This is a genomic window from Phaeovulum sp., assembly GCF_041596715.1.
Taxonomy (GTDB): domain Bacteria; phylum Pseudomonadota; class Alphaproteobacteria; order Rhodobacterales; family Rhodobacteraceae; genus UBA6213.
The window spans coordinates 1-12,085 of the sequence record NZ_JBFHIA010000079.1 but is presented as its reverse complement, the minus strand read 5'-3'; the positions used below and the strand labels follow the sequence as shown (position 1 = coordinate 12,085).

General features: G+C 64.4%; 12 protein-coding genes. 7 read left to right on the top strand and 5 right to left on the bottom strand.

Features of this window, described 5'->3' with window-relative positions; translation table 11 throughout:
• Together ABY403_RS07315 and ABY403_RS07310 are read right to left on the bottom strand one after the other, a co-directional pair.
• Positions 1-2,180, bottom strand: a 2,180-nt coding sequence (locus ABY403_RS07315; RefSeq protein ID WP_372840107.1) for a [protein-PII] uridylyltransferase, incomplete at its 3' end; no start/stop codon positions are given.
• On the bottom strand, positions 2,140-3,315 hold the full coding sequence (locus ABY403_RS07310; RefSeq protein ID WP_372840106.1) for a penicillin-binding protein activator: 1,176 nt from the start codon (positions 3,313-3,315) through the stop codon (positions 2,140-2,142). The genes ABY403_RS07315 and ABY403_RS07310, both read right to left, overlap by 41 nt.
• A 110-nt stretch (positions 3,316-3,425) precedes the next feature.
• Here ABY403_RS07310 and rsmI point away from each other — a divergent pair, with 110 nt between their 5' ends.
• From rsmI to gshB, 3 genes are read left to right on the top strand one after another with little or no spacing between them, the layout of a single operon-like run.
• The gene (rsmI, locus tag ABY403_RS07305; protein ID WP_372840105.1) at positions 3,426-4,340 is read left to right on the top strand and encodes a 16S rRNA (cytidine(1402)-2'-O)-methyltransferase; all 915 of its coding nucleotides are present in this window, start codon (positions 3,426-3,428) and stop codon (positions 4,338-4,340) included.
• A complete protein-coding gene (locus tag ABY403_RS07300) occupies positions 4,337-4,693 on the top strand; it encodes a YraN family protein (RefSeq protein WP_372840104.1) in 357 nt (118 codons plus the stop codon). Before rsmI ends, ABY403_RS07300 begins: the two co-directional genes overlap by 4 nt.
• Before the next feature lie 60 nt (positions 4,694-4,753).
• Positions 4,754-5,701 carry a glutathione synthase gene (gene gshB, locus ABY403_RS07295; protein WP_372840103.1) on the top strand — a complete coding sequence of 316 codons (948 nt, stop codon included), beginning with the start codon at positions 4,754-4,756 and terminating at the stop codon, positions 5,699-5,701.
• A 4-nt stretch (positions 5,702-5,705) separates the two neighbouring features.
• Here the strand turns inward: gshB and ABY403_RS07290 are convergent, their stop codons facing one another.
• Entirely contained in the window at positions 5,706-7,220 is a 1,515-nt protein-coding gene (locus ABY403_RS07290; RefSeq protein ID WP_372840102.1) for a YifB family Mg chelatase-like AAA ATPase, read from the bottom strand.
• A gap of 56 nt (positions 7,221-7,276) precedes the next feature.
• Complete coding sequence (locus ABY403_RS07285; RefSeq protein WP_372840101.1) at positions 7,277-8,149, bottom strand: glutathione S-transferase; 873 nt, start codon at positions 8,147-8,149, stop codon at positions 7,277-7,279.
• 153 nt (positions 8,150-8,302) lie between these two features.
• Here ABY403_RS07285 and ABY403_RS07280 point away from each other — a divergent pair, with 153 nt between their 5' ends.
• Positions 8,303-9,118, top strand: coding sequence for a ChaN family lipoprotein (locus ABY403_RS07280; protein ID WP_372840100.1), 816 nt, complete (start codon positions 8,303-8,305; stop codon positions 9,116-9,118).
• Between the two features lie 58 nt (positions 9,119-9,176).
• On the top strand, positions 9,177-10,376 hold the full coding sequence (coaBC, locus tag ABY403_RS07275) for a bifunctional phosphopantothenoylcysteine decarboxylase/phosphopantothenate--cysteine ligase CoaBC (protein WP_372840099.1): 1,200 nt from the start codon (positions 9,177-9,179) through the stop codon (positions 10,374-10,376).
• 33 nt (positions 10,377-10,409) lie between these two features.
• Here coaBC and ABY403_RS07270 read toward each other — a convergent pair whose 3' ends face one another.
• A complete protein-coding gene (locus ABY403_RS07270) occupies positions 10,410-10,955 on the bottom strand; it encodes a hypothetical protein (RefSeq protein ID WP_372840098.1) in 546 nt (181 codons plus the stop codon).
• A gap of 316 nt (positions 10,956-11,271) precedes the next feature.
• On the opposite strand from ABY403_RS07270, the gene ABY403_RS07265 reads away from it, so the two are divergent.
• Both ABY403_RS07265 and ABY403_RS07260 read left to right on the top strand, forming a co-directional pair.
• Positions 11,272-11,811: a TetR/AcrR family transcriptional regulator gene (locus tag ABY403_RS07265; RefSeq protein ID WP_372840097.1), complete on the top strand. Its 540-nt coding sequence runs from the start codon at positions 11,272-11,274 to the stop codon at positions 11,809-11,811.
• A 46-nt stretch (positions 11,812-11,857) separates the two neighbouring features.
• The coding region (locus ABY403_RS07260; protein ID WP_372840096.1) for an RNA polymerase sigma factor at positions 11,858-12,085 on the top strand (228 nt) is incomplete at its 3' end.

Here is a 12,085-nt window from a genome sequence, read left to right as displayed (position 1 = left end):
ACGTGGCTTTCGGTGGAAAGTCCTTGCCAATATGGCGCATAGTGGCGCGCGAGTTCGGCGCGCACGTCTTTTTGGTCCCATGTAGACAGGGCCTCGCGCAGCGCGCGTTTTGCTTGATCTTCGCGCTGATCGCGGTTGACCGCCTCCAACCCCGTTTCCAACGCCGCTGCGGTTTCGCTGTGCAGGCGACGGATCAGCATCGCTTTCCAGTTGTTCCAAGTGCCGGGGCCAACGCCGCGAATATCGCAGACCGTCAACACCGTCAGCAGATCAAGCCGCTTGCGCGTTTTCACCAGCTTGGCGAAATCGCGCACCGTGCGCGGATCGCTCAGATCGCGCTTTTGCGCCATGTCCGACATCAGCAGATGCGAGCGCACCAGCCATTCGACGGTTTCACATTCATCGGCGCTCAACCCCAGCCGCGGCGCCACCTTGCGGGCGATCTGCGCGCCGAGGATCGAATGGTCCTCGGGCCTCCCCTTGCCGATGTCGTGCAACAGCAGCGCAATGTAGAGTACCCGGCGGTTGATGCCTTCCTTGACGATCTTGGTGCTGAGCGGCAGTTCCTCGGCCAACTCGCCCCGCTCGATCTGTGCCAGCGTCGAGATACATTGGATGATGTGCTCATCGACCGTGTAGTGGTGATAGACGTTGAACTGCATCATCGCCACGATCGGTTCGAACTCGGGGATATAGGCGGCCAGTACCCCCAACTCGTTCATCCGGCGCAGCGCGCGTTCGGGATTGCCGTGCTTCAGCAGTAGGTCAAGAAATATTCGCCCCGCCACGGGGTCTTGGCGCAGCGTGTCGTCGATGCGGTCCAGGTTGGCCGCGACCAGACGCATCGCGTCGGGGTGAATCAAAAGCCCCGTGCGCAATGCCTCTTCAAACAGTTCGAGAAAGGCGATGGGCCGCTCGAGAAATGCCTTTGGGTCAACGACGCCAAGCCGGTTGCCGGTTTCAAGGTAGCCCGGCTTCAGCTTTTTGCGGCGGCGAAACAGCCGTTCGAGCATGGGTGCGCGCTTCATGTGCTGGGCTTCGAGCGCGGTCAGGAAAACCCGGGTCAATTCGCCCACTTTGGTTGCGTGGCGAAAGTAATCCTGCATGAAATACTCAACCGCGCGGCGCGCGGCGGTGTCTTCGTAGCGCATCCGGCGCGCCACCTCGACTTGTAGATCGAAGGTCAACTGATCGGTGGCGCGGCCGGTGATCAGGTGCATGTGGCAGCGCACCGCCCAAAGGAAATCTTCGGCCTGCGCGAAGGTGTCGTATTCATCACGGGTAAAGACGCCGCGATCGACAAGATCGGCGGCGGTTTTGACCTGATGGATGTATTTGGCGATCCAGTAGAGCGCCTGCAGGTCGCGCAGCCCGCCTTTGCCTTCCTTGACGTTTGGTTCCAGCACATAGCGCATACCGCCCTGACGGCGGTGCCGTTCGGCGCGTTCGGCAAGCTTGGCCTCGATGAACTCTGCCTCGGTGCCGCGGAACAGCTCGGTTCGCAGCGCTGTCTGCAAACTCTCGGCCAGTTCCGAATTGCCGGCGATGAAGCGGTGTTCAAGCAGGGCCGTGCGGATCGTGTAATCTTCGCGCCCAAGGCGCAGGCAGTCCTTCACCGTGCGGCAGGAATGGCCGACCTTCAGCTTCAGATCCCAAAGCATATAGAGCATGCTTTCGATCACGCTTTCGGCCCAAGGGGTAATTTTCCAAGGCGTCAGAAGCAGCAGATCAACATCCGAATGTGGCGACATTTCTGCCCGCCCGTAGCCACCCACCGCCAGCACCGCGATTGCTTCGCCGTCTGCCGCGCCCTGCATCGGGTGCAAAAGCTGTGTGGCCACGTCGAATATTGCCAACACCATCCCATCGGTCAGGTCAGCATAGCGGTGCACGGTCTTGCGCGCGGCACGCGGCAAGACGGCCAGCCGCGCCTCGATCACGGCATTGGCTTCGGCACGCGCCTCGGCAATGCGCGCCACCGCCGCCGCGCGGATTTCGCGACCGTCTTTCAGTGGCGCGAGTTCGGCCAGCAGCGCTTTGCGAAACGCTGTCGAATCTGCAAGCAATTCGGCTGTGGCCTCGGTGTCATCCGGGGCGCGGTTCGGGGCCGGTGCAGCAGGCAGGGCCTGCGGCGCGGCTTCAGAAACCGGCGCCGCCGAAGCTTCTGGGGGCTGGGTCAAGGACGATCACCTGATTGTTGCGCACCTCGGCCACAGCAAGCCCGCGTTCGTTGGTGCCGTCGGCCAGAAGCCTGAAAATGCCATTGACGCCCACGAAACCCGCGCCTTGTGTTAGCGCCGAGGCGGTTAGCGCATCGGCATGACCCGCCTGCACCAGCGCGCCGATCGCGGCTATGCCGTCATAGGCCAGCCCCGAGATCGTGTGCGGCGGTTCGTTGAAGGCGGCCTGATAGCGCGCCGTGAATTGCCCGTTCAGCCCCGGATCGGGCAGCGCGAACCAACCGCCCTGCACACCTGGCAGCGACAGCGTCGAGGGAGGAATATCCCAGCGCGTCAAGCCGATGAACTGCACAAGGGCGCGGTCAACGCCCTGTTCGGGCAGAAGCTGCGTCAGATACGACAGCGAGCCCGAGGTGTCAGCGGTCATGAAGATCGCGTCCACATCGCCGCTTTTGGCGCGCGCGGCAATCGCCGGGATCGCGTTGATCACGCCTTCCTGCGAGAAGGGATAGGTAAAGTTGCCCGCCGACACCGCGCCGGTGCGGGCAATGGCGCTGGTCAGCGCGCGCGCACCGATTTCGCCTGCCGCGGTCTGTTCGCTGACCACCATGATGCGTCTCTTGCCGGTTTGCGCGGCGTAGCTGACCAGCCGGTTGGCGGTGTTGGGGAAGGTCGGGCCAAGCACGAAGACGTTGCCACCCGCAATGTCGGTGTTGTTGGAGAAGGAAAGCACGTTGATCCCGGCAGATGCCACCGCGTGGCCCACCGCATTGGCAGATTCGGCAAAGACCGGGCCAAGAATGATCTTGGCACCGTCTGCCACCGCCTGCGTCGCCATAGCTGCGGCCTGCGCCGGGTCACCCCCGGTGTTGTACACCCGCAAGTCGATGTTCACGCCCTGCAAATCGGCGATAGCAAGCTCTGCCGCCTGCCGCAGGCCGCGCGCCAGAAACTCGTCGCCGGTGTTGCCGGCACCCCCCGGCACCAATAGCGCCACGGGCACCGGCGCGTTGGTGTTGATCGTCGGCCCGCCGCCGACAATGGTGCCGGTATCACAGGAAGCCAGCCAAAGCGCCGCAGTCAGCGCGCCGAGGCGAAGCAACAGGTTGCGGGAGGTGCGCAAAACAGCGAACATGGCTCTGGTCCTCGTATTCGGAGACTGGGGCGGTCGGGGCGACATTGGTTAAAGCCTAAGCGCTTCGCCGCACGAAGTAAACTTGGCAACGCAGGCGAATGGGGGCGGTTATGACCGAAGTGCGGGATTCGGGCGAAACCCCGCCGGAACGGGAAAACGGCACCGCTTGGCCACGGGCCGCGCGGCTGGCGGGCGGGCTGTACTTCGTCTCAACGCCGATCGGTGCTGCGCGTGATATCACATTGCGCGGCCTTGATATTCTTGCCACGGCGGATGTTCTGGCGGCCGAAGATACGCGCACATTGCGGCACCTGCTGGACATCCACGGTGTGGCGCTTGCCGGAAGGCCGCTGCTTGCCTATCACGAACACAATGGCCCCGCGCAGCGCCCGGTGATCCTGCGCGCGCTGGCCGAAGGCCGCAGTGTGGCCTATGCCAGCGAAGCAGGAACGCCGCTGGTTGCCGACCCCGGCTTTCAGCTTGCGCGGGCGGCGATCTCGGCGGGGCATGCGGTGCTGGCCGCGCCCGGGCCATCGGCCGTGCTTGCCGCGCTGACGGTTTCGGGCCTACCGTCTGACCGCTTCCTGTTCGCAGGCTTTCCACCCTCGAGCAAGCTCGCGCGCCGCAACTGGCTGGCAGAGCTTGCAACCGTGCCCGCGACGCTGGTTTTCTACGAATCTCCTAGACGCATTCGTGAAATGTTAATTGACGTGTCGGAAACTTGCGGAGGCGAAAGACAGGCGGCAGTCTGCCGCGAATTGACCAAACGCTTCGAAGAGGTGCGGCGCGGCACTCTGGCCGAGCTTGCAGCAAGCTTTGCGGGGCAAACGGTCAAGGGCGAGATTGTTGTGCTGATTGATCGCGCAGCGGAACGAATTGTCGATCCGCAAGAGGTGGAGGCTGCATTGCGCGACAGGTTGACCAGAATGCGACTGAAAGAGGCGGTGGCCGAAGTGGCCGCTACCTTTGATCAGCCGCGGCGAGATGTGTATCAGTTGGCGTTGCGGCTGGAGGGCAAGGGTTGAGTGGCGCGGTTGCCTATCACGATGGCCTCGCGGCCGAAGCGCAGGTGGCGGCGCACTATGTGCAAAGTGGCCGCCGCATTGCCGCGCGGCGCTGGCGTGGGAGCGGCGGCGAGATCGACCTGATCGCGCGTGAAGGCGCAGGTCTGGTGTTCATTGAGGTCAAGAAGGCGGCAAGCCATGCGCGCGCCGCCGAGAGGCTTTCGCGCCGCCAGATGGATCGTATCTATCGCTCGGCAGGCGAGTTTCTGGCGGGTGAGCCGCTGGGGCAGGGCACGGCGGTGCGCTTTGACGTGGCGCTTGTCGATGCGGTCGGCCAAATCGAGATCATCGAGAACGCTTTCGGGCTCGACTGAGGGCGGCTTGCAACGCAGGGCCCGCTCGGCCATGAAGGTGCCAACAAGGGGGGTGCCGAAATGGCCTTGAAAGTTGCAATTCAGATGGACCCGATCGGCGCGATCAATATCGACGCCGACAGCACGTTTCGTATCGCGCTCGAAGCGCAGGCGCGCGGGCATAGTTTATTCTATTACACGCCGGACCGGCTGATCTATCGCGAGGGGCGGGTATTCGCGCGGGGCTGGCCGCTGGAGGTGCGCCGCGTCAAGGGCGACCATTTCACACTTGGTGCCGAGACAGAGGTGGATCTGGCTGATTGGGACGTGGTCTGGCTGCGTCAGGACCCGCCGTTCGACATGGGCTACATCACCACCACACATCTATTGGAGCGTATTCACCCATCGACCCTTGTGGTCAACGATCCATTCTGGGTGCGCAACTCGCCTGAAAAGCTATTGGTGCTGGATTTTCCGGATCTGACGCCGCCCACGCTGGTGGCGCGTGATCTGACGACGATCAGGGCCTTTCGTGCGCGCCACGGCGATATCATCCTGAAGCCGCTTTATGGCAACGGCGGGGCCGGGGTATTCCGGCTTGATCCGGGCGATCGCAACCTTGCCTCACTGCACGAGCTGTTCAGCGGCATCAACCGCGAGCCGCTGATTGCGCAGAAGTTCCTGCCCGATGTGTCCAAGGGCGACAAGCGCATCATTCTGGTGGATGGCGAGCCGGTGGGGGCGATCAACCGGGTGCCGGCCGAGGGCGAGACGCGGTCGAACATGCATGTGGGTGGGCGACCCGAGCCTATTGGCCTGACCGAGCGTGACCGCGAGATTTGCGCGCGCATCGGCCCGATGTTGCGCGAAAAGGGGCAGGTTTTCGTGGGTATCGACGTGATCGGTGACTGGCTGACAGAGATCAATGTGACCTCGCCCACCGGCATTCAGGAGCTGGAGCGGTTCGACGGCACCAATTCCGCGCTGCGTATGTGGCAGGTGATCGAAGCCAAGCGCGCAGCGCATTGAGGCTTTAGCGCCCGGATGCCAGCGTCAGCCGGTAGCCGACCGCCTCGGCGATATGGGGCAGGCGCAACTGGTCCGAACCGTCGAGGTCGGCGATGGTGCGGGCGACTCGCAGCACGCGGTGATAGCCGCGCGCGGTCAAGCCGAAGCGGTCGGCTACCTTGACCAGAAGCGCGCGGCCTTCGGTATCGGGGTGCGCCACCTCGTCGAGCAGCGCGCCTTCGATTTCGGCATTCACGCGCACCTCGGGGTGGCCCGCGTAGCGCGCCGATTGCCTTTGGCGCGCGGCCAGAACGCGTGCCGCAACACTGGCCGAACTGTCGCCCGCGGCGGGCAGATCAAGGTCGCTATAGGCCACTGGCGGCACTTCGATGCGCAGATCAAAGCGGTCCATCAGCGGGCCCGAGATGCGTCCGAGATAGTCTTCGCCGCAGCTTGGTGCGCGCGAACAGGCCCGCGCCGCATCGCTTAGGTGCCCGCATTTGCAGGGGTTTGCGGCGGCCACCAGCAGAAAACGGCAGGGGTAGCGAACATGGGCATTGGCGCGCGCCACCACCACCTCTCCGGTTTCGATCGGCTGGCGCAGGGTTTCCAGCACCGCGCGTGGATATTCAGGAAGCTCGTCCATGAACAGCACGCCGTTATGCGCAAGGCTGATTTCCCCCGGCTTCGCGCCGCGCCCGCCACCGACGATGGCTGCCATCGAGGCGGTATGATGCGGTTCGCGAAAGGGCCGTGTGCGCGAAATGCCCCCTTCGGACAAGAGCCCCGAGAGCGAGTGGATCATCGAGGTTTCAAGCGCCTCGGCGGGCGATAGGGGCGGCAGAATGCCGGGGATACGGGCGGCGAGCATTGATTTGCCCGCGCCGGGGGCCCCGACCATCAGCAGATGATGGCGCCCGGCCGCAGCGATTTCGAGCGCGCGTTTGGCGCGTTCCTGCCCTTTCACATCGCGCAGATCGCGCACCGCGGGGCTTTGCGTAACCTCGCCGGGTTGTGCTTGGGCGATTGGTGCGCGCCCGCTGAAATGCGCGATCGCTTCGGCCAGCGTGGCGGGGGCAAAGACCGGGGTCGCGCCGACCCATGCGGCCTCGGCACCACAGGCTGCGGGGCAGATCAGGGCACGGTCGTGTTCGGCGGCGGCCATTGCGGCGGGAAGTGCACCTGCGACCGCCACCAGCCGTCCGTCGAGCGCCAGTTCCCCCAATGCCACGCAGTCTTCGACATCTTCGCGCGGCAGAATCTCGATTGCCGCTAGTACCGCCAAGGCGACTGGCAGGTCGAAGTGCGAGCCTTCCTTGGGCAGATCCGCGGGCGAGAGGTTGACGGTGATTTTCTTGGAGGGAAGTGCGATCGAAAGCGCGCCGAGCGCCGCGCGCACGCGTTCGCGGGCTTCGGACACCGCCTTGTCGGGCAACCCGACGATCGAAAAATTGGGCAATCCCTGCGCCAGCGCGCATTGCACCTCGACCAGCCGCGCTTCGACGCCTTCAAAGGCAACCGTATAGACCCGCGCCACCATTCCGCACCCGCCCTTCACCGATGAACCCGGCTTAGAGGCGGAGGGTTTAAGAAAGGTTAATGTTTTTTAACCATATCCATGAACGCGGGCCAGGCTTCCGGGTCGGCGCGGGTTTTGTCGCGGCAGGTGGCATTGCAAAATCCCCAGACATGCGGACCCATTCGCAAGAAATGCGTGACCGGCTTGCCCGAATAGGGGCAGCTTGCGTTGACCGAAGGGCCGTCGCACGCCTCGGTTTCCAGTGGGGTGGGGCCGGGCCATGGCCGGGTTGGCCAATCGCGGCGGTAGGCTTGTTGATCGGGCCCCTCGGTCAGACCAACCGCTCGCCATTGCCGAAATGCGGGGTCGGCCAGCGTGGTTTCCACATAGGCCGCAGCCTCGCGCCCGACCGGCAGGTTGTGCCCGGCAATGCGCGCCGCAACCGGGGCATAGAAGGCATCTGCCGCCGACCAACGCCCAAACAGCCACGGGCCAGCCACGGCGAAATTGCGGCGCGCAAGACTCCAAAGCTCTTCAATGCGCGCCAGATCGGCGAGCACCTCAGGGCCGGGGGCGCAGTCGGCGTAGGCGATACGCAGGTTCATTGCGCAGTGATTGCGCAGCGCACCGAAGCCTGCGTGCATCTCGGCGGCCATAAAGCGCGCCACGGCGCGCGCGGTGGCATCTGCGGGCCAGATCTGCGCCTCGGGGTGGCGCTCGGCCAAGGTTTCGGCAATCGCCAAAGTCTCGCCGATGACTTGGCCCTCGGGCAGGCGCAGCGCGGGGGCCAGCCGCGCGGGGGCGAATTCGCCCATCAGGCGCGTGAAATCGGGCGAGTAGAGCCGCCCCATCTTGGTTTCGACCTCGATCTTACCATGCGCGAACATAAGCCAACCACGCAGCGACCAACTGGAGTAGCTGCGATCTCCGATTGCGAGTTGATAGCCCATCTGCGCCCCCTTGTGATGCATCAGCTGCCCCGCAAGGGCACCGCCACCCGTCATGTTCGACAATACCGCGCGCCGGGGCAAGGGGCTTGGCCGGGTAGTGCGGAAATGCCTCGGCGCTTGCAGGCGGGGCGGGGCCGGTGCAGATTGAGCGGTATGAAGATCATCACCGTTCTTGCCCTTGCAGTTTTCACGACGTTCGGCCCCGGTGCCGCCGCGATGGCTGAGCAGATCGAGCCCGAGGCGCTGCCCGGTTTGCAAGCGCCGGTGGTGATCTTGGGCGAGGTGCACGACAACCCCGCGCATCACGCAAATCAGGCGCTGGCGCTGGCGTTTCTGCGCCCCTCGGCGATCGTGTTCGAAATGCTGAGCGAAGAGCGCGCGTCCTACGCCACCCCGGCCAATCGCGAATCTGCCGAAAAGCTAGAGGCGGCGCTGGGCTGGGAGGATGCGGGCTGGCCGGATTTCGACATGTATTATCAGATTTTCGAAGCGGCCCCCGAGGCCACTATTCGCGGTGCCGACGTACCGCGCGAGGCTTTGCTGCAAGCGATGCGCGATGGCGCGGCCGCAGCCTTTGGCGGAGACGCCGCGCGGTATGGGTTGACCCAGCCCTTCGCGCCCGAGGTGCAGGCGGAGCTAGAGGCGGAACAGATGCGGGCGCATTGTGATGCGCTGCCGCCAGAGCGTATGGCTGGCATGGTCGAAGCGCAGCGGCTTCGCGATGCGTCGCTGGCGCGCGCGGTGCTTGAGGCGCTGGCCGAAACCGGCGGGCCGGTGGCGGTGATTACCGGCTCGGGCCACGCGCGCCGCGATTTTGGCGTGCCTGCGGTGTTGCAGCAGGCCGCACCCGATGTTTCGGTGTTGTCGATCGGCCAGATCGAAGCGCCGGCCGACCCGGTGCAGCCCTTTGATTACTGGATCGTAACCGAGCCCGCGCCGCGCGATGATCCCTGCGCGGTGTTTCGCTAGCCCGCTTGCGCGCCCCGGCGGCGGCACCTAGACTCGGGCAGACGGTGGAGGGTGCGAGATGCTCGCGGGCAAGACGATACTTCTGATTATCGGCGGCGGCATTGCTGCCTACAAATCGCTCGATCTGATCCGGCGGTTGCAGGAACGCGGTGCGCGCGTGGTGCCGGTGCTGACCCGCGGGGGGGCTGAGTTCATCACGCCGCTGAGTGTTTCGGCGCTGGCGGGGGGTAAGTGCCATACCGAGCTTTTCGACCTGACGGCCGAGGCTGAAATGGGGCACATCCAGCTATCGCGCGCGGCTGATCTGGTGCTGGTGGCACCCGCCACGGCGGATCTGATGGCCAAACTTGCCGCGGGGCTCGCGCCCGATCTGGCCAGCACCTTGCTGCTTGCCACCGACAAACGTGTGCTGATGGCCCCAGCAATGAACGTGCGGATGTGGCAGCACCCGGCCACGCAGCGCAACCTCGCGCAACTTGGCCGCGATGGCGTGCTGCTGGTGGGCCCGAACGCGGGCGAGATGGCTTGTGGTGAGTTCGGGCCGGGCCGGATGGCGGAACCTGCCGAAATCGTCGCGGCGGCTTCGGCGGCGCTGGGCGAAGGGCCGCTGTCGGGGCGGCATGTGGTGGTCACATCGGGGCCGACGCATGAGCCGATCGACCCGGTGCGCTACATCGCCAACCGCTCTTCGGGGGCGCAGGGTTCGGCGCTGGCTGCGGCGCTTGCCGATCTGGGCGCGCGGGTGACTTTTGTGACCGGGCCCGCGGTGGTGCCCCCGCCCGCAGGGGTTACGGTTGTCGCGGTAGAAACCGCGCGCGAGATGCTGGCCGCAGTCGAGGCGGCTTTGCCTGCCGATGCTGCGGTTTTTGCTGCTGCCGTGGCAGATTGGCGGGTGGCGAACAGCGCGTCGCGCAAGATGAAGAAAGACCGCACGGGGCAGCCCCCGGCGCTTGATCTGACTGAAAACCCCGACATTCTTGCACGCATCAGCCAGATGAAGGCCGCGCGGCCCGCGCTTGTCGTGGGGTTTGCCGCTGAAACCGACGACGTGCTTGAAAACGCTTCGGCCAAACGCGCCCGCAAGGGCTGTGACTGGATCGTGGCCAATGATGTCAGCCCGGCGACGGGCATCATGGGCGGGCACGAAAACATGGTCACTGTGATTGACGCCGAGGGCAGCGAAAGCTGGCCGCGCATGACCAAGGCCGAGGTCGCCCGTCGCCTTGCCAAGCGGATTGCCGCCGCACTGGCGAAATAAGGGGGGCTGCGAAAGCCGCCCCCCTCTCAAGGCTCACTTCATCAAGTGGTCCGAGGTAAAGACCAGATCGCCCGTCGCGGCGGTGTGGCAGGCAATGCAGCCCTCATCCATGCCCTTGGCGACCATTCCGGCCAGTTCCATGCCATCAGGCATTTTGTCGAGCGCGCCGTCGGGCAGATATTTGGCCCAGAACCAATCGTGATTGTCACTGTCATACCCCGCCTCGCGGCGGAACATGACGGTATAGGCACCAAGGTGGGCATCGGGGTTGCGTAGCACCTCGTCGGCACTGACCCCTGCCGGGCCATAGTTGCGCTTGATGATCAGATCGCCCGCGTGGCCATTGATGGTGGCCGTGGTGTAGAAGGTTTCGAGCATCATCCCGTGCGGGTCGGTGCCTTCATAGGGCCGGGAATGGATCATCTCTGGGCCGACCAGCTTGGCGGCCTCCATCACATCCCAAAGAAGCTGCGCGTAGGCCGCATCTTCGGACGAGCCGAAGGACATCGGCATGGTTTGCGCGGTGGCCGAGGTGCTGATCGAAAGCGCCAAAACGGTAGCAACTGCGGTGATTTTCATTGGTGGTTCTCCCTGTTTGGTGTTGGTGAGACCGCCACCCCTGCGTCCTGTTACACCGCGTCCGTTCACCATTGCGTGAGCCGCGGCACCCACTGCCCTGCGTCAGTTTGGCCCACACCTGCCTTGAGGCGGCAAGTGCATAGTTTGCATAAGTATTTTGGTCACACCCTAGCAGTCATGACTTTGCCCCCTGTGCCGATATGTTGCGCCTGCGCTTCAACCTCGCTATGCGAGCGCCATGAGTTCAGATGCGCCCAGGCTACGCCCGCGCGGTCGACCGCAGGGTTATGACGATCTCGAAGCCCTCGAGGTCGCAATGCGGTTGTTTTGGGCATACGGCTATCAGGGCGCGCCAATCGATCTGCTCTGCCGCGAAACGCGGATGCCGCGCGCCAGTCTTTATCAGCGGTATGGCGACAAGCAGGGTTTGTTTCTGGCGACGATCGAACACTATGTAAAAACACGCATTACTAGGGTTATGGCCCATCTTGCGGCCGAACCATTAGATGATGCGCTGGCGGGCTTTTTTGAAGCGGTCTGTGCATTGGCGACCGAAGACGCCGAGGCGCGCGGCTGCCTGATTTCCTGTGTGCTGGCCGACGCTGCGGGTAGCAATACGCGCTTTCGCCTAGAGCTTGAGATGCGTTTTGCACGAATGGAAGCGCGGCTGGCCGAACGGCTTGCGCAAGCGCAGGCTAGTGGAGAGCTTGCAGCACAGGTCGAGCCCGAGGCATTGGCGGCCGTGCTGGCGGCGGTGGCGCGCGGCATCACGGTGCGCGCCCGCGCTGGCGCGCCGATTGCCGCACTCCGCTCGATTGCCAGAAGCACCCACGATATGCTGCCTGTCACACATTAGCACCGCGCCTAACCGCTGCGGTGCGTATAATCTTTGTTGATTTTGCATGGCGCAGTCTCAATGCTCGGCCAACACGATCGGAGGGCAGGCGGTGCGGCACAAGGCGCAACCAGATCGCTCGGAAGAAGCCGCGCAGGTGCGCGCGCTGGCAAAAGGCGATCGCGCCGCCTTTGAGCGTGTCTACCGCCAACACAACGCGGCGATGGTGCGCTTTGCCGATAGTATCCTCAGAAGCCGCGCGAGCGCCGAAGAGGTCACGCAAGACGCTTGGGTT